Here is a 17,173-nt window from a genome sequence, read left to right as displayed (position 1 = left end):
GATGTCGTTTACCCTGCGCAAACTGCTGGCGGCCGCCCTCGGCACGCTCTCCCTGGCTGCCGGCTCCGCCGCCTTCGCGGCCGACCGTCTCGTCATCGCTGCTACCCCGGTGCCGCACGCGGAGATCCTCGAGTTCGTCAAGCCGATGCTGGCCAAGGAAGGCGTGGAGCTCGAGATCAAGGTGTTCACCGACTACGTGCAGCCCTCGATGCAGACGAACGAGAAGCGCGTCGACGGCAACTTCTTCCTGCACCAGCCCTACCTCGACGAGTTCAAGAAGAAGCAGAAGAACGACATCCAGACGGTGGTGACCAAGGTGCACGTCGAGCCGCTGGGCGCCTATTCGGGCAAGCACAAGGCGGTGGCGGACATCCCCGAGGGCGGGACGGTGGCGATTCCGAACGACCCGTCCAATTCCGGCCGCGCGCTGCTGCTGATGGCGAAGAAGGGGCTGATCACGCTGAAGGATCCGAACAACATCTCGGCCACGCAGAAGGACATCGCCGAGAACCCGAAGAAGCTGAAGATCCGCGAACTAGAGGCCGCGACCCTTCCGCGCATCCTCAACCAGGTCGACCTGGCGGTGATCAACACCAACTACGCGATCGAGGCGAAGTTGAACCCGCTGAAGGACTCGCTGTTCATCGAGGACGCCAGCTCGCCCTACGCCAACCTGCTGGTGGCGCACGAGGAGAGCGCCACCAGCGAGGCGATGAAGAAGCTCGCCGCCGCGCTGAACTCGCCCGAGGTGAAGCAGTTCATCGCCGACAAGTACCAGGGCGCTGTGGTGCCGGCGTTCTGATCGGCGCGTGAAGATCGCGCCGCCCGATGGCGGCGCTGATGAAGCGAAAGGCCTGCAGTCCCGTGTCCGGGGTGCAGGCCTTTTTGCTGGCTACGCGGTGACGATCACGGCCAGGCGCGGGCGCCGAACATCATCCTGCGCGCAACGAAGTTGCGCAGCGGCGGGATCAGGTCGAGTGCGAACAGCGCAGCGCCGCGCGCGTGGCGCAGCGGGGTAAAGTCGTTGCTGAACACGCGCACCAGGGTGTCGGTGAAGCGGATCGTTCCGAGGCGGTCCAGGCCGCGGGTGTTCGCATAGCTTGCAAGGACCGAGGGGGCGCCGGCGTCGAACGGTTTCGCAGCCGTGTTGGCGGAATGCTGGCGCGCAGCCTCGCGCGCTTTCAGCAGCGCGTCCGCCAGCGCCCACACGTCGCGCAGCGCCAGGTTGAAGCCCTGGCCGGCGACCGGATGCAGGGTCTGCGCCGCATTGCCGAGCCACACCGTGCGCTGCGCGATCGTCGAGCGTCGGTAGCGCAGCACCAGCGGGTAGCGTAGGCGCGGGCCGACGCCGGTGAGCCGCGCGCGCCCGCCGATGTGGGCCTGCAGGCGGGCGAGGTAGGCGGCATCGTCGAGCGCGAGCAGCTCGTCGGCGGTCTCGGGGCGGGAGACATGCACCAGCGCGTAGTTGTCTCCCTTGGGTAGCAGTGCCACCGGGCCCTGCGGGGTGAAGCGCTCGAAGGCGGTGTGTCGATGCCCGCCGGCGACCTGCACGTCGGCGATCAGCGCGTGCTGGCCGTAGCCGTGCTCGACCACGTTGGGGTCGCCCGCGCGCAGGCCACCCTCGGCGCAGGCCGCCAGGCGCGCGCGCAGCGTGGGCGTGGGACGGCCGGCGCCGGCGAGGCTGGCGATCACGTCGTCCTCTCCGGCCGCGAGGTTGGTGATCTCCGTTTCGTCGAATACCGGAATGCCCGCCGCGTCCACCGCCCTGCGCAGGGCCGCGGCGAGCGCGCCGGCCGAGGCGACGTAGCCCAGCGCGGGCAGGTCGTGTTCGGCGGCGTCGATCAGGGTGCGACCGAGCCCCCCCTGGTGCGAGATGTGGATGTGCTCGATCGCGGTGCTCGGCAGCCCATCCCACACGCCGAGGCCTTGCAGCGTGAGCCGGGTGCCGTGGGCGAGCGCGAGGTCGCGCGGGTCCTTCGTGACCGCTTCGCGGGCGCGCGCGTCGGCGAGCACGATGTCAAGGCCGGCGTCCTTCAGTGCCAGCGCCAGAGCGAGGCCGACCGGGCCGGCGCCGACGATCAGGAGGTCATGGACGTGCTCGGGAGCGTTCTCAGGCATGGCGCGTGTCTCGCATCAGGGCCTCGATGTCCGCGACCGTCTTGGGCACGCCTTCGGTGATCAGCTCGCAGCCGGCTGCGGTGACCACTGCGTCGTCCTCGATGCGGATGCCGATGTTCCAGAAGGCCTCGGGCACGTCGTCGGCGGGGCGGATATAGCAGCCCGGTTCGATGGTCAGGACCATTCCTTCGACCAGCGGCCGCCACTCGCCACCGAGCTTGTATTCACCGGCATCGTGCACGTCCATGCCCAGCCAGTGGCCGGTGCGGTGCATGTAGAAGCGGCGGTAGTCGCCATTCTCGAGCGCGCCGTCGAGGCTGCCCTTGATCAGGCCGAGGTCGAGCATGCCCTGGGCAAGCACCTTCACCGCGGCGTCGTGGGGCTGGTTCCAGTGCGCACCGGGACGGGTGGCCTCACGCGCAGCCGCCTGGGCGGCGAGGACGATCTCGTAGACCGCGCGCTGCGGGCCGGAGAAGCGACCGTTGACCGGGAAGGTCCGGGTGATGTCTGAGGCGTAGCCGTCGAGCTCGCAGCCGGCGTCGATGAGCAGCAGGTCGCCGTCGGCGAGCGGCTTGTCGTTGTCGACGTAGTGCAGCACGCAGGCGTTGGCACCACCGGCGACGATCGACGTGTAGGCCGGTGCCTGGCTGCCGGCGGCGCGGAAGGCGTGCAGCAGCTCGGCCTCGATCTCGTACTCGAAGCGCCCCGGCCGGGTGGCGCGCATGGCGCGGCAGTGGGCGTCGGCGGAGATCTGCGCGGCGCGGCGCATGGTTGCGAGCTCGGAGACGTCCTTGACGAGGCGCATTTCGTCGAGCTCGGCGCGCAGGTCGCGCACCGAATGCGGTGGAGTGAGGCCGGTGCGGGCCTTGTCGCGCACGGCGTTGAGTGCGCCGAGCACCTTCGCGTCCCAGTCGTTGTCGTAGCCAAGGCTGGTCCACAGCAGGGGCTGGTCGGCGAGGTAGTCTGGGAGGCGCTTCTCGAGGTCGCCGATGGTCCACGCCTCGTCGAAGCCAAAGGCCTTGCGCGCCGCGTCGGGGCCCCAGCGATAGCCGTCCCAGATTTCGCGTTCCTCGTTCTTCTCGCGGCAGAAGAGGATCTGTTTCGTCTCCTGGCCGGCGACGAGCACGACGACCGCCTCGGGCTCGCGGAAGGCGGTGAGGTAATAGAAGTAGCTGTCGTGGCGGTAGGCGTAGTGGGCGTCGCGGTTGCGCACGCGCTCGGGGGCGGTGGGCAGGATGGCGACGCCGCCGCCGGCAGCCTGCATGCGGGCGAGCAGGCGATCGCGGCGGGCACGGAAGGGTGCGACCGCCACGGCGGTATTCAGGTTCGGAGTCGTGGGAGCGTTCATGGGCGAGATTATGGCACTGGCAGGGAAACGGTCGAGCGTCGGGGCGCCGGCGCCGCGCCCCCTGCGGTTCGACGGGTGACCCGGTGCGAGGTTCAGCCTGCGCGGGTGAGTTGGCAATCGAGTTCCGCCAGGCGTTCGGGGGTGCCGACGTCGATCCAGCGGCCCTTGTGGTGCTCGCCGCGGACCTGGCCAGCGCTCATGGCGTCGCGTAGCAGTGGGGCGAGCTTGGCCGGGTTGTTGTCGGGCAGGTTGGCAAACAGCGCAGGGTGATAGGCGCCCAGGCCGGAGAAGGTGAGGCGCGGCTGGCCATCGGCGCGGATGCGGCTGTCGGCGGCGAGATGGAAGTCGCCGTCCGGATGGTGCGCGGGGTTGTCGACCAGCAGCAGGTGGGCGAGCGCGCCGTCGGCGCGCAGATCCGCGGCGGCGGAACGCAGAGCGGTGAAATCCGCGTCGCAGAACACGTCGCCGTTGACGACGATGAAGGGTGCGTCGCCGAGCAGCGGCAGGGCGTGGCGGATGCCGCCAGCGGTCTCGAGTGCGGTGGCCTCGGGCGACCACGCGATGCGCACGCCGAAGGCGGTACCGTCGCCGAGCGCTTCCTCCAGCCGGTGGCCGAGGTGGGCGTGGTTGATGACAAGCTCGCTGAAGCCGGCTGCGCGCAGGCGCTCGATGTGCCACACGATCAAGGGCTTGCCGCCGACGGGCAGCAGCGGCTTGGGCGTGTGGTCGGTGAGCGGGCGCATGCGCTCGCCGCGCCCGGCGGCGAGGATCATCGCTTTCGTCATCGCGCTCAGAAGGTGTAGCCGACCTGCACGTCCTCGGGCTCGAGGCGGTCGAGCAGCTTCAGCAGCGGGCCGAGGTCGCGGTAGCGCTTGCAGGCGCGGCGCAGGTAGTCCGTCACCAGCGGCATGTCGGCGAGGTAGCCGTCCTTGCCGTCGCGGTGATACAGGCGGGCGAAGATGCCGAGCACCTTGATGTGGCGCTGCACGCCCATCCACTCGAAGTCGCGGTGGAAGTCGGCGAACGCCTCGCGCACCGGCAGGCCGAGCTTTTTCGCGGTTTCCCAGTAGCGGACCAGCAGGTCGAGGATGAACTCCTCGTCCCAGCGGATGTAGGCGTCCTTGAACAGCGACACCAGGTCGTAGCTGATCGGGCCATAGACCGCGTCCTGGAAGTCGATGATGCCGGGGTTCGCGCCGCGGCCCTCGGCGGGTTCGAGCAGCATCAGGTTGCGCGAGTGATAGTCGCGGTGTACGAAGACCTGCGGTTCGGCGACGTTGGATGCGAGGATCTTGTCGAACGTCGCGTTCAGCGTGGCGGTCTCGGCTTCGGTCAGGGTGACGCCCTTGTGGCGGGCGATGTACCACTCGGGGAAGAGTTGCAGTTCGCGCATCAGCAGGGCGCGGTCGTACTCCGGCAGCACCCCGGGACGGCTGGCGGATTGGATCGCCGCCAGCGAACCGAGTGCGTCGGCGTACAGGTGCGCCGCGCGTTTCGGGTCGTCCTGCGCCTTGAGCGCCTGCAGATAGGTGGTCGAACCGAGATCGGACAGCAGCAGGAAGCCCTGGTCGAGGTCTTGCGCGAGCACCTCGGGGACGTGTGCGCCCGCGGCGCGGAAGAGCTCGGCCACGTGCAGCCACGGGCGCACGTCTTCCTTCTCCGGCGGAGCGTCCATGACGACGCGCGAAGGGTTGCCGTCGGCGAAGGTGACGCGAAAGTAGCGCCGGAAGCTGGCGTCGGCCGAGGCCGGTGCGAGTTCGAAAGGATGGCCGGGCAGCGTGGCGGCGAGCCAGGTCCTGAGTTGTTCGAGGCGATGCAAACCGGATCTCCGCGGGTGTTCGTGTAGAATCCGCGAGTTTATCAACACGGTGGTTCGGGTGGGCAGACGCACATTGCGAACAACGGAAAAGGCTTGATCCGCATGGCTCCGCGTATGGCTCCAAACACCCGCATTCGTCTGATTCCGCTGCTGTTGCTCTGCATGTCGGGCGCGGCCCATGCCGAGTCGCTGCCGGTGCTCAAGGTTTCGCCCGATCTGCTGCGCAGGCCCGCTGCTGCGCAGACGCCTCCGTCCCGCGCTCCGGCATCTGACGGGGCGGAAGGCAGCGTCCAGGGCGATGCCACGCTGCCGACCAAGCCGGTTGCGGCCGTGCCGCTCGCGCCCGCCACCGCGCCTGCGGTCGCACCGACCGCCGAGCCGGCCCCCGAGCCAGCCACTGAGCGGGCGAGGCAGGCCGGTTCACGGCAGATCCCGGCTGCGGGCGGAACGGCTGTGACTGCGCTGCGCATCCATGGCACGCGCGGGATCGAACTGGTCGCAGAAGGTGAGGCGGAACTGCAGCGCGACGATACCCTGCTCACGGCGGACAAGGTCACCTATCGCGAACTCACCGACGAGGTGGTGGCTGAGGGCAACGTGGTGCTCGACCGCGCGGGGGACGTCATTCGCGGCCCGCGTGCGCGGCTGGTGGTGGGCGACCGGGTGGGCGAGGTCGAGTCTCCGCAATACGAACTCTCACGCACGACGGCGCCCGCGCTGGCGGGCGATGCGCCTCGCACCGTCGCCGGCAGCGGCCATGCCGACATGCTCCGGCTGGAGGGCGAGAACCAGTACCGGCTCGAGAACGCGACCTGGACCACCTGCACCCCGAGCGATCCCGACTGGTACATCCGGGCCCGCGAGCTCGACCTCGACTACGACCGCGAGGTCGGCACTGCGCGTGGCGGCTCGATCGTGTTCATGGATACGCCGATCTTCTGGCTGCCATGGGCGGAGTTCCCGCTCAGCGGACAGCGCCAGTCCGGCCTGCTGCCGCCGACCTTCGGCTCGTCGAACAAGACCGGGCTGGATTTCACTCAACCGTATTACTGGAACATCGCGCCCAACTACGATGCCACCATTGCGCCGCGCTTCATGGGCCGGCGCGGCGTGCAGATCGGCGGCGAATTCCGCTATCTCGCCGAGGCCTATCGTGGCATCACGCGTGTCGAGTGGATGCCCGAGGACCGCGTGACGGGCGAGGAGCGGCGGCTGGGCTCGATCCAGCACCAGCACCGCTTTGCGCCGAATTTCTATGGCACGCTCGATCTGAACGCGGTATCCGACGACAGCTATTTCGAGGATCTTTCCTCAAGCGTCGGTGTGGCTTCGCGGGTGAACCTGCTGCGTGAGGGGCGCCTGATGTACTCCGGCGGCTGGTGGAACGCCACGGCGCTGGCACAGCGCTACCAGACCCTGAGCCCCGACGAGGAGGCACCCAACACCGAGCCCTACCGTCGCCTGCCGCAGATCGAAGTCAACGCGTTGCGCGCGGATCTACCGGGGGGGGTGTCCGCAGCGCTCGAAACCGAACTGGTGCGTTTCGAGCACAAGGACGCCAGGAAGGATCGCGACGAGGCGACCCGTTTCGTGGCCTACCCCCAGGTTTCGCTGCCGGTGCAGGGCGCAGCCTGGTTTCTGACCCCAAAGGCGGGGGTGCATTATTCCCGCTATGACATCGACCGCTCGCCCGCATCGACATTCGATACGACGTCGATTACGCGCTCGGTGCCGATCCTGTCGCTGGATTCCGGGCTGTTCTTCGAGCGCGAAACACAGCTCTTCGGTGGAGACTACCTGCAGACGCTCGAGCCTCGGCTGTACTACCTGCGCGTGCAGGACAAGGACCAGAAGGACATTCCGGTCTTCGATTCGAACCGCTTCGACGTGGGCTTCGCGCAGATCTTCTCAGAGAATCGCTTCTCCGGTCGCGACCGCATCGGTGATGCCAACGATCTGACCGCTGCGTTGACCACGCGCTTCATCGATTCCGATACCGGGGTCGAGCGCCTGCGCGCCCTGATCGGGCAGCGCTACTACTTCTCCGACCAGCAGGTCTTTCTGTACAGCGAGGACGAGTTGCGCCGTGCCGGACGCGGCAACGAAATCCTTGCCGGCCTGGGCGGACGGATCAACAAGCGCGTGTCGATCGACTCCTATCTGCAGTACAACACGCAGACCGGCCAGACCGATCGCCTGAATGCGAGCGTTCGTTACCAGGCGGGCTTTGCCCGCACGCTCAACCTGAGCTACCGCTATGCGCCCAACCTGCCGATCGACCGGGATATCGTCGGCGTCGAGGACATCGACGTCTCCGGCCAGTGGCCGCTCGCGCGCAACTGGTATGGTGTCGGGCGGGTGACGCATTCGCTCAAGGACAAGCGCGTCACCGAGGCGATCGCAGGTCTGGAGTACGATGGCGGCTGCTGGGTTTTCCGTACTGCGATGCACCGCTTTGCGATCGACGAGAGCAACGTAACCAACGCAGTCTTTATCCAGCTCGAACTGAACGACCTTGCCGGCATCGGCTCGAATCCGGTCAACCTGATCCGGCGCAGTGTGCCGGGCTATGGCAAGATCAACGACTCCTCGGCCGATCGTGTGTTCGGCGTCGAGTGAGCACCGTCCAGTGAATCCACACTCAATGAACATGAACCGACTCCTAGCCCGTTCCCGTGTCGCCATCGCCATCGGCCTGGCCGCAGCCGCACTTGCGCTGCCAGCCCATGCTGCACCGCGTGCGGTCGAGGTTGACCGTATCGTCGCCGTGGTCAACAACGAAGTCATCACCTCCCAGCAGTTGCGCGCGCGCATCGAGCAGGCCAAACGACAGCTCGGCCGCCAGGGCGTCGAGTTACCCCCGGACGAGGTGCTGGCGAGGCAGCTTCTGGAGCGTCTGATCGTCGAGCGTGCCCAGGTGCAGCTGGCAGGCGAGTCAGGCATGCGGGTCGACGACGCGACGCTCGAGCGCGCCATCGAGCGCATCGCCCAGAACAACAAGCTGTCGATCGAGCAGCTGCGTGCAGCGCTCGAGCAGGACGGGGTGGGCTGGAGTCGCTTCCGCGACGAGATCCGCACCGAGATTCTGCTCACCCGTCTGCGCGAGCGCGAAGTCGATAACCGTATCGTCGTGACCGATGCGGAGATCGACAACTTCATCGCCAACAATCCGGATGCGTTCTCGGGGCAGGAATTTGCGGTCGCCCACATCCTGCTGCGCACGCCAGAGGGTGCGTCGCCCGAGCAGATCGAGGCGGTGGCACGGCGTGCCGAACAGGTGATGATGCGGCTGCGTTCGGGCGAGGACTTTGCCCGCGTAGCGGCCGAGCTCTCGGATGCACCGGACGGCTTGTCGGGCGGGAACCTGGGCTGGCGCCCGCTCGACCGGCTTCCGGCGCTGTTCGCCGACGTGGCCAGAAACATGCGCCCGGGGGAGACCTCGCCGGTGCTGCGCAGCGCCGCGGGGCTTCACATCGTGCGTCTGGTCGATGTGCGCGGCGGCGGCGCCGACGCCGTCCAGCAACTGGAACAGACGCGCGCGCGTCATATCCTGATCAAGACCTCCGAAGTGCTCTCCGATGCCGATGCCGAGGCGAGGCTGCTGGCGCTCCGCGAGCGCGTGATCAACGGCGCGGATTTCGGTGAGCTCGCCAAGGCGAGCTCTGCGGACCTGTCCGCCGGTCGGGGTGGCGACCTGGGTTGGCTCAGCCCTGGCGATACGGTGCCTGAGTTCGAGCGCGCCATGGATGCGCTGCAGGCCGGCGAGGTCAGTATGCCGGTACGTTCGCCCTTCGGCTGGCACCTCATCCAGGTGGTGGAGCGCCGTGTCCAGGACGTGACCGAAGAACGCAAGCGCAACGCAGCCCGCATGGCGCTGCGCGAGCGCAAGGCCGAGCAGTCCTATGAGGACTGGCTGCGCCAGCTGCGCGACAGCACCTATGTCGATTACCGCCTCGAGCGGGAGTGAGCACGATGCCCGACACGGGTGCGCTACCCGTCGTCGTCACTAGCGGCGAACCAGCAGGGGTCGGTCCGGAGCTCTGCCTGCGCCTGGCCGAGCGTGACTGGCCGAGGCGCCTGGTCGTGCTCGCCGACATCGAGCTGATGCGCGCACGCGCATCCGCACTGGGGCGTGCCGTGCGCATCGTTCCGTATTGCCGCGAGGTGCCTGTCGCGCGCGGCTGCATCGAAGTGCTGCACCTGCCGCTCGCCCAGCCATCGCAGGCGGGTGTGCTGGAGCCGGCCAACGGCGCCTACGTGCTCGCCCTGCTCGATCGCGCGATCTCCGGTTGTCGCGAGGCCGAGTTCGCGGCCATGGTTACTGCGCCAGTGCACAAGGGCGTGATCTGCGAAGGGCTGGGTGCGCGTGACACCATGCCTTTCACCGGCCACACCGAATACCTTGCCGCGCATACCGGCACGGCACGCGTCGTCATGATGCTGGTGGGCGGAGGCATGCGCGTGGCGCTGGCGACGACCCACCTGCCGCTTGCCGCGGTTCCGGCAGCGATCACCCCCGCGCTGCTCGAAGAGACGCTTCGCATCCTGCACGCTGACCTGGTGCGCCACTTCGGCCTCCGGGCGCCGCGCATCCTCGTCGCCGGACTCAATCCGCATGCCGGTGAGGGCGGGCACATGGGCCGTGAGGAGATCGACGTCATCCTCCCGGTACTCGACAGGCTGCGCGCCGAGGGCATGCAGCTGACGGGGCCGCTTCCGGCGGACACGCTGTTCGTGCCGCACACGCTCGAGAAGGGCGACGCGGTGCTGACCATGTATCACGATCAGGGCCTGCCCGTGCTCAAGCATGCGAGCTTCGGTGGCGGGGTCAACGTCACGCTCGGCCTGCCGATCATCCGCACTTCGGTCGATCATGGCACCGCGCTCGATCTGGCCGGTAGCGGGCGCGCCGACCCGGGCAGCCTGTATGCCGCAGTCGAGCTTGCGCTTGCCATGGCGGCGGCCCGCAGTACGGCACACTGAGCCGGGCGACCGCGAGGGACTCATATGCAAGATTTCGAAACCGATGGCCATCGCGCCCGCAAGCGCTTCGGCCAGAACTTCCTTTCCGACCCCAACATCATCCGCAAGATCATCGATGGGATCCGGCCCCTGAAGGGTGATCTCATGGTCGAGATCGGCCCCGGCCTCGGGGCGATGACCGCTCCGTTGATCGAGCGCCTCGGGCATCTGCACGTCGTCGAGATCGACCGCGACCTGATCGCGCGCCTGCACGAGCGCTACACGCCGGCACAGATCACGGTGCATGAGGGCGACGCATTGAAGTTCGATTTTGGCAGCCTTGCCGCGGAGGGTGGCGCGTCCTTGCGCATCGTCGGCAACCTGCCGTACAACATTTCGACACCGATCCTGTTCCACCTCGCCAGCTTCGCCGACAGGGTGAAGGACATGACCTTCATGCTGCAGAAGGAAGTGGTAATGCGCATGGTGGCCGAGCCGGGTACCGAGGAGTATGGGCGGCTCTCCGTGATGCTGCAGTACCGCTTTCGCATGGGGCGGCTCTTCGACGTGCCCCCGACCGCCTTCCGCCCAGCGCCGAAGGTCATGTCCAGCATCGTGCGCATGGCGCCGCTACCGCTGGATCAACTCGGCGCGAAGGATGAGGCGCTGCTCGGTCGCATCGTCACTGCCGCGTTTGGCCAGCGCCGCAAGACGCTGCGCAACACGCTGCGAGAGTTCATGCATGAAGCCGATTTCGATGCGCTCGGCATTGATGCCGGGCTGCGGGGCGAGAAGCTCTCGGTTGAAGAGTACGTGGCAATCGCCAATCACTGCACGGTCCGTCACTGACCCATCGGGTATGGGTGTGCGGTACAGGCGCGCCGCGCGAGCGCACGCGCCCGTGCGGGCAAGGTGGTCGATTGCCACGTTCGCGGGCACGTGCGCTCGCGCAGGGCTTTTGCGGCAGGCATATCGTGCTGCCGCCGCCCCCGCAGACTTACTTCTTGTTCAGCGGGCAGGTGTTCATGCCGAGCAGGGTGTAGGCCGGGCACCAGCCCATCGCGCCGGTTGCCAGCGGCACGATGCCGATCCAGGCCCAGACCGGGCCGCCGAAAAGAGCCCAGGCGATCAGCGCCAGGCCAACGAGGATACGGATGATCTTGTCTGCGCCGCCAACGTTCGTCTTCATGTGGATTCTCCTTGCCTTGGATGATGGAAAGCAGCGTCATTGAACTACGCCGGACGGCTCCCCGTCTGTAACCTCGGTTACACAGCGCCTCCCTTCGCGTTGGCCGCTTTGCCGGCGCGGTGAAGCTTCAGGTGTGACCGGCGTCACGGTTGCTGCCCGATTCTCCCTCCCGCATCCGTGGATATGATTGCGCGGAACTGGCAGCAGGCTCATGATTTTTAGCTGAACGTGGGGTGCATTGCAAAATGCTTCGAAAGGGGAGGGGCGATGCTGAATACGCAGCAGGCTTGGCCTATGGGGTCGCAGACGACACCAGACGTCCTTCAGGCGATCATCGACTTCCTTCCCAGCGGCGTCAGTCTGTTCGATCGCGAACTGAACATGGTGTTGTGCAACCGTCAACTCCGCGAGCTGCTCGAATTTCCCGATGCGCTGTTCGAAAACGGCCTGCCTTCCCTGCTTGATCTCGCGCGCTTCAATGCGCGCCGTGGCGAATACGGCCCTGGGGATCCCGAGCAGATCGCTGAGTCGGTGGTCGCTCGCGCGCGCGAACGCGAGCCGCACGTTTTCGAGCGCAAGCGCCCCAACGGCCGGATCCTGGAGATTCGCGGCAACCCGCTGCCCGATGGCGGTTTCGTCACCATCTACACCGACATCACTGAACGCAAGAATGCCGAGGAGGAGGCCCGGCGCAGCGCGAATTACCTCGACGCAGTGGTGAACGCCTTGCCGCAGGGCGTCTCGGTGGTCAACGAGGCGCTCGACGTCGTGCTCTGGAACCGTGCTTTCGTGAAGCAGCTCAATCTGCCCGAAGACTTCATGAAGCCGGGCAGAACCTTTGCCGACGTGATCCGCTTCAACGCCCAGCGCGGTGAGTACGGGGACGTGGATCCCGAAGAAAAGGTGCGCGAGATGGTCGAGCTCGCACGCCGCTTCGAGCGCCACAGGATGGAGCGCAGGCGAAGCGATGGCGGCGTCATGGAAATCGAGGGGCGGATCGTGTTCGAGGGCGAACAGCCGGTCGGTTTCGTCACCACCTATACCGACATCACCGACCGGCTGCGCAATGCGGAAACCGTCCGCCGGGTGCGCGACCTGATGAGCGACGCGGTCAATTTCTCCCCGACCTACATCTGGGAAACCGGGCCGGACGGGCACTATACCTTCGCGCAAGGCATGGAAAAGATCCTCGGTCGTGCGGACGACGAGGTGCTTGGCACCGAGCGCTGGAAGCAGTTCTGCACTGAGCACTGTGGCAAGCCATGTGTCGGATCGGAGGTGGCGTGCCAGTGGCTGTCGCCGATCCGTGCCCACGCAGTGCTCGAGCGCTGCACGCTGATTACGCATAGCGCGGACGGCCGTCCAGTGTGGCTGTCGTCCAGCGCGCAGCCCGTGTTCGACGAGGGCGGGTGTTTCAACGGCTATCGCGGGGTGGATGTCGACATCACGGAGCTGACGCTCGCGCAGCAGGAACTCGAGCAGATGGCGCTGCACGATCCGATGACCGGACTCGCCAATCGTCGCAAGTTCTGCTCCCGCTACGACCTTGAGCTTGCGCGCCAGAGCGGAACGGGGAATCCGCTCGCACTGCTGCTCGTTGATGTCGACCACTTCAAGAGCATCAACGACCGGTTCGGGCACCTGGTGGGAGACGAGTGCCTGCGCCGGATCGCGAACCTGCTGTCGAGCGCCTTGCGCGTCACCGACCTGGTCGGGCGTTTCGGCGGCGAGGAGTTCATGGTGCTGCTCTCGGACACGGACCCGGAGGAGGCGCTGCAGGTGGCCGAGACGCTGCGGCGGGTGGTGGAGGCGTCCTCACTCGGCACCCCCGAAGGCGACCCTCTTGCGATCACGGTCAGCATTGGCGTGGCAGCGCGTCCTGCGTCCGATCGTCGCGATTTCGAGCAGGTTCTCACAGAGGCGGACCGCGGCGTTTACGCGGCCAAGCATGCCGGACGCAACTGCGTGTGCGCGGGCTGGAATGCTCCCGCGGAGGCTTGAGCAAGCTGACGGTATGCCGCGTTCAGGGCTTCAATGAGCCCTCGGTGACCAAGCGGCGCAATCCGGCCGGATCGACGATCTCCACCTGCTCGCGACCCAGACGCACGAGCCCCTGTTCTGCGAAGCTCTTCAGCAGCCGGCTGACGATCTCGCGTACGCTGCCCAGTTCGTCGGCCAGTTGCTGATGCGTGACGCGAAGCAGGCGTCCCTTGCCGAGCAGCAGTGCGGCCAGACGCTGGTCGAGCTTGCGGAACGCGACCTCCTCGATGAGTTGCATCAGGTCGGCGATGCGCTCGGCGAAGAGGTGGAAAACGAAATCGCGGAAGGGGCGTTCGATCATCATCTCGTCGAACACCGGCTTGGGCAGCAACATCATGAGGGTGTCGGCCTCGGTCATGCCACGCGCGTTGTAGGCCTCGTGGCCCAGCAGGCAGGACGAGGAGATGATGCAGGTCTCTCCGGCCCCGACCCGGTACAGGGGCAGTTCGCGCCCGCTGGGCGCGCACTTGCTGACACGCACCGAGCCGTCCACCACGAAGGGAAAGCCTTCGCATGCCTGGTGGTCGTCGAACAGCATGGTCCCTGCCGGGATACGCATCCAGTGCGCGCCCTGCAGCAGGCGCCTCCGCGCGTCCGCAGGGAGCGCGGAGAGCACCGGATAACGCTCTTCGAGCCGCTCTTCGTCGGTGGCGGGTGAGGCGGGAAGAGTGCAGCCTGTAGTCATCGGCACATTTTCACCGGTGGCGGACGATTCGTCACGCGCCCAGCGCCAACTCCAGCACCACGGGCGCGTGATCCGACGGCCGTTCCAGACGGCGCGGCGCCTTGTCCACCGTGCAGTTGCGGCAGGCCTCGCGCAGCGCGGGCGACACCAGCAGGTGGTCGATGCGCAGGCCGAAGTTGCGCCGGAAGGCCATCATGCGGTAGTCCCACCACGAGAACGCGCGCTCGGGCTGCTCGAAGAGACGGAAGGCGTCGACCAGTCCGAGATCCCGCAGCGCGCGGAAGGCGGCGCGCTCCGGTTCGGAGACATGGATCTCGTCCTTCCAGTCCGGGTGGGCGTCGCGGTCTTCCGGGGCGATGTTGAAGTCGCCCGCCAGCACCAGGCGCTCGTGCGTCTTCAGTTCCTCGCGCAACCACTCGGTGAGTGCGGCGAGCCAGCGCAGCTTGTACTCGAACTTGTCCGACCCCACCGCCTGGCCGTTGGGAAAGTAGCCGCACACCACGCGCAAGCCGTTGATGGTGGCGGCGATGATGCGCTTCTGCTCGTCCTCGAAGCCGGGGATGTTGCGCACCACAGTCGCCTCGTCGATCGGCTGCGGGCTGAGGATGGCGACGCCGTTGTAGGTCTTCTGGCCGATGAAGACGGCGTGGTAGCCGGCCGCTTCCAGATCAGCGACCGGGAAGGCCTTGTCTTCGAGCTTCAGTTCCTGCAGGCACAGCGCGTCGGGCTTGTTGGCCGCCAGCCAGTCGAGGACGTGCGGCAGGCGGACCTTCAGCGAGTTGACGTTCCAGGTGGCGATCTTCATGCCTGCGCCACCATGCCGCTGTGGCGCAGCAGCGCGTCGACTCTGGGCTCGCGGCCGCGGAAGGCCTTGAAGGAGTCGAGCGCCGGGCGGCTGCCGCCCACCGCGAGGATTTCGCGCCAGAAGCGCTCGCCGGTTTCGGGGTCGAGCAGGCTGCCACGGCCGGCGCCGGCTTCCTCGAAGGCCTCGAAGGCGTCGGCCGACAGCACCTCGGCCCACTTGTAGCTGTAGTAGCCCGCCGCGTAGCCGCCGGCGAAGATGTGCGAGAAGCTGTGCGGGAAGCGGTGCCAGGCGGGCGGGATCATCACCGCGACTTCGCGGCGCACCTCGTCGAGCAGGGCCATCACGCGCTCGATGGGCACCGGGCCGGCGGAGGCGTCGACCTCGCCGTGCAGGCGCAGGTCGAACATCGAGAACTCGAGCTGGCGCACGGTCTGCATGCCGCTCTGGAAGTTCTTGGCGGCGATCATCTTGTCGTAGAGCGCGCGCGGCAGCGGCTCGCCGGTGTCGGCATGCGCGGTCATGCCCTGCAGCACGTCCCATTCCCAGCAGAAGTTCTCCATGAACTGGCTGGGCAGCTCGACGGCGTCCCATTCCACGCCGTGGATGCCGGACACCGCGAGCTCGTCCACCTGGGTGAGCAGGTGGTGCAGGCCGTGGCCGCACTCGTGGAACAGCGTCAGCACGTCGTCGTGGGTGAAGGTGGCGGGCCGCTTTTTCGTACCCTCACCGACCGGGCCGGGGAAGTTGCACACCAGGTAGGCGACCGGCGTGTCGCTGCCCCAGGTGTTGCGGTGGCGGCTGCGCGCCGAGTCCATCCACGCGCCGCCACGCTTGGTGCTGCGCGCGTGCAGGTCGAGGTAGAAGTGGCCGACGAGTTCCGGTCCGTTCGCTCCCTCCTTCTCGATGCGGAAGAAGCGCACGTCCGGGTCCCACTTCGGCGCCTCGTCGGGAAGGATGTCGACGCGGTAGAGCGCGCGGATCACGCCGAACAGGCCGTCGAGCACCTTGGGCTCGGGGAAGTACTGCTTCACCTCCTGGTCGGAGTAGGCGTAGCGCGCCTGACGCAGCTTATCGGAGGCGTAGGCCACGTCCCAGGGCTCGAGGGTGTCCAGCCCCAGCTCGGCCCTGGCGAAGGCCTTGAGCTCTTCCAGATCCTTCTCGGCAAAGGGTTTGGCCTTGGCGGCGAGGTCGTGCAGGAAGCCGAGCACCTGTTCCGGCGTGTCGGCCATCTTGGGCACCAGCGAGACCTCGGCGAAGTTGCGGTAGCCGAGCATGCGCGCTTCCTCATCGCGCAGCGCCAGGATGCGGCCGATGAGCGGGCCGTTGTCGAGCTCGGGATTGCCGAGCTCGGAGGCGCGGGTGGCGTAGGCGCGGTACATGCGCGCGCGCAGATCGCGGTCGTCGGCGTATTGCAGCACCGGCAGGTAGGACGGCATCTGCAGCGTGAACTTCCAGCCGTCCTTGCCTTCCGCCTCGGCGGCGGCGCGGGCCGCGTGGCGGGTGTCGTCCGGGATACCGGCAAGACCAGCCTCGTCCGTGATCCACTCGGCGTGCACGTTGGTGGCGTCGAGCAGGTTCTCGGAGAACTTGGCGGCGAGCTGGGATTGCTCTTCCTGGATTTCCTGGAAGCGCGGCTTCTGCTCGTCGGGCAGTTCGGCACCGGACAGGCGGAAGTCGCGCAGCCCGTGCTCGAGGATGCGCTGGCGCACCGGCGACAGCGTGGCGAACTCGGGGCTGTCGTGCAGCGCCTTGTACTTCTGGAACAGCGCCAGGTTCTGCCCGACCTCGGCGTAGAAGCGGGAGATCTCGGGCAGCATGGCGTTGTAGGCCTCGCGCCACTCGGGCACGTCGAACACGCTGTGCAGGTGGCCGACGACGCCCCAGGCGCGGCCGAGGCGCTCGCCGGCCTCGTCCATCGGGCTGACGAAGCCGTCCCAGGTCGGCGTGGCGGGGTCGGCGGTGAGGCGCTCGATCAGCGCCCGGTTCTCGTCGATCAGGCCGCGGATCGCGGGTTCGACGTGTTCCGGCTTGATGTCCTCAAAACGCGGCATGCCCGTGAAGTCGAGCAGGGGGTTGGTGTTGGAAGGGGAGTCGGGGGTGGGCGTGCTCGGCTGCATCTTCTACCTTGTCTGTTCGTTCCGGCGTGGCCGGCCAAGGCGGCTATTCTGCCGCAAAAAAGACGGCGGGCGCCGCGCACGACGCCCGCC

Annotated in this window: 14 protein-coding genes; 6 read left to right on the top strand and 8 right to left on the bottom strand. The window is 67.3% G+C overall.

Annotated features, from left to right (window positions below):
• Position 1: 1 nt before the first annotated feature.
• Positions 2-802 (top strand): MetQ/NlpA family ABC transporter substrate-binding protein, encoded by an 801-nt coding sequence (locus ACUH78_RS10105; protein WP_445333377.1) that lies wholly within the window; start codon positions 2-4, stop codon positions 800-802.
• 104 nt (positions 803-906) lie between these two features.
• On the opposite strand, the gene ACUH78_RS10100 is transcribed toward ACUH78_RS10105, so the two are convergent.
• From ACUH78_RS10100 to ACUH78_RS10085, 4 genes are all read right to left on the bottom strand, one after another.
• On the bottom strand, positions 907-2,118 hold the full coding sequence (locus ACUH78_RS10100) for an FAD-dependent monooxygenase (RefSeq protein ID WP_445333376.1): 1,212 nt from the start codon (positions 2,116-2,118) through the stop codon (positions 907-909).
• Positions 2,111-3,466 (bottom strand): aminopeptidase P N-terminal domain-containing protein, encoded by a 1,356-nt coding sequence (locus ACUH78_RS10095; protein ID WP_418364902.1) that lies wholly within the window; start codon positions 3,464-3,466, stop codon positions 2,111-2,113. The genes ACUH78_RS10100 and ACUH78_RS10095 overlap by 8 nt, the downstream gene beginning before the upstream one ends.
• A 92-nt stretch (positions 3,467-3,558) precedes the next feature.
• Positions 3,559-4,239 carry an N-acetylmuramate alpha-1-phosphate uridylyltransferase MurU gene (gene murU / locus ACUH78_RS10090; protein ID WP_418365001.1) on the bottom strand — a complete coding sequence of 227 codons (681 nt, stop codon included), beginning with the start codon at positions 4,237-4,239 and terminating at the stop codon, positions 3,559-3,561.
• 17 nt (positions 4,240-4,256) lie between these two features.
• The gene (locus ACUH78_RS10085) at positions 4,257-5,285 is read right to left on the bottom strand and encodes an aminoglycoside phosphotransferase family protein (protein ID WP_418364903.1); all 1,029 of its coding nucleotides are present in this window, start codon (positions 5,283-5,285) and stop codon (positions 4,257-4,259) included.
• 114 nt (positions 5,286-5,399) lie between these two features.
• On the opposite strand from ACUH78_RS10085, the gene ACUH78_RS10080 reads away from it, so the two are divergent.
• Genes ACUH78_RS10080 through rsmA form a run of 4 tightly spaced genes read left to right on the top strand, consistent with a single transcriptional unit; the run spans position 5,400 to position 11,096 of the window.
• Positions 5,400-7,904 carry an LPS-assembly protein LptD gene (locus tag ACUH78_RS10080; protein ID WP_418364904.1) on the top strand — a complete coding sequence of 835 codons (2,505 nt, stop codon included), beginning with the start codon at positions 5,400-5,402 and terminating at the stop codon, positions 7,902-7,904.
• A 31-nt stretch (positions 7,905-7,935) separates the two neighbouring features.
• Entirely contained in the window at positions 7,936-9,252 is a 1,317-nt protein-coding gene (locus tag ACUH78_RS10075; RefSeq protein ID WP_418364905.1) for a peptidylprolyl isomerase, read from the top strand.
• A gap of 5 nt (positions 9,253-9,257) precedes the next feature.
• Entirely contained in the window at positions 9,258-10,268 is a 1,011-nt protein-coding gene (pdxA, locus tag ACUH78_RS10070) for a 4-hydroxythreonine-4-phosphate dehydrogenase PdxA (RefSeq protein WP_418364906.1), read from the top strand.
• A gap of 24 nt (positions 10,269-10,292) precedes the next feature.
• Positions 10,293-11,096 carry a 16S rRNA (adenine(1518)-N(6)/adenine(1519)-N(6))-dimethyltransferase RsmA gene (gene rsmA, locus ACUH78_RS10065; RefSeq protein ID WP_418364907.1) on the top strand — a complete coding sequence of 268 codons (804 nt, stop codon included), beginning with the start codon at positions 10,293-10,295 and terminating at the stop codon, positions 11,094-11,096.
• A 148-nt stretch (positions 11,097-11,244) separates the two neighbouring features.
• On the opposite strand, the gene ACUH78_RS10060 is transcribed toward rsmA, so the two are convergent.
• On the bottom strand, positions 11,245-11,436 hold the full coding sequence (locus ACUH78_RS10060; protein ID WP_418364908.1) for a YgaP family membrane protein: 192 nt from the start codon (positions 11,434-11,436) through the stop codon (positions 11,245-11,247).
• Between the two features lie 267 nt (positions 11,437-11,703).
• Here ACUH78_RS10060 and ACUH78_RS10055 point away from each other — a divergent pair, with 267 nt between their 5' ends.
• Entirely contained in the window at positions 11,704-13,437 is a 1,734-nt protein-coding gene (locus ACUH78_RS10055) for a PAS-domain containing protein (protein WP_435749682.1), read from the top strand.
• Positions 13,438-13,459: 22 nt separating this feature from the next.
• Here the strand turns inward: ACUH78_RS10055 and ACUH78_RS10050 are convergent, their stop codons facing one another.
• Genes ACUH78_RS10050 through ACUH78_RS10040 form a run of 3 tightly spaced genes read right to left on the bottom strand, consistent with a single transcriptional unit; the run spans position 13,460 to position 17,083 of the window.
• Entirely contained in the window at positions 13,460-14,161 is a 702-nt protein-coding gene (locus ACUH78_RS10050) for a Crp/Fnr family transcriptional regulator (protein WP_418364910.1), read from the bottom strand.
• A 31-nt stretch (positions 14,162-14,192) separates the two neighbouring features.
• Positions 14,193-14,966 carry an exodeoxyribonuclease III gene (gene xth / locus ACUH78_RS10045; protein ID WP_418364911.1) on the bottom strand — a complete coding sequence of 258 codons (774 nt, stop codon included), beginning with the start codon at positions 14,964-14,966 and terminating at the stop codon, positions 14,193-14,195.
• The gene (locus ACUH78_RS10040) at positions 14,963-17,083 is read right to left on the bottom strand and encodes a M3 family metallopeptidase (RefSeq protein ID WP_445333375.1); all 2,121 of its coding nucleotides are present in this window, start codon (positions 17,081-17,083) and stop codon (positions 14,963-14,965) included. Before ACUH78_RS10040 ends, xth begins: the two co-directional genes overlap by 4 nt.
• Between the last annotated feature and the right edge of the window lie 90 nt (positions 17,084-17,173).

The organism is Thauera sp. ZXT1-4 (assembly GCF_052598215.2).
This window is presented reverse-complemented; position numbering and strand designations above follow the sequence as displayed.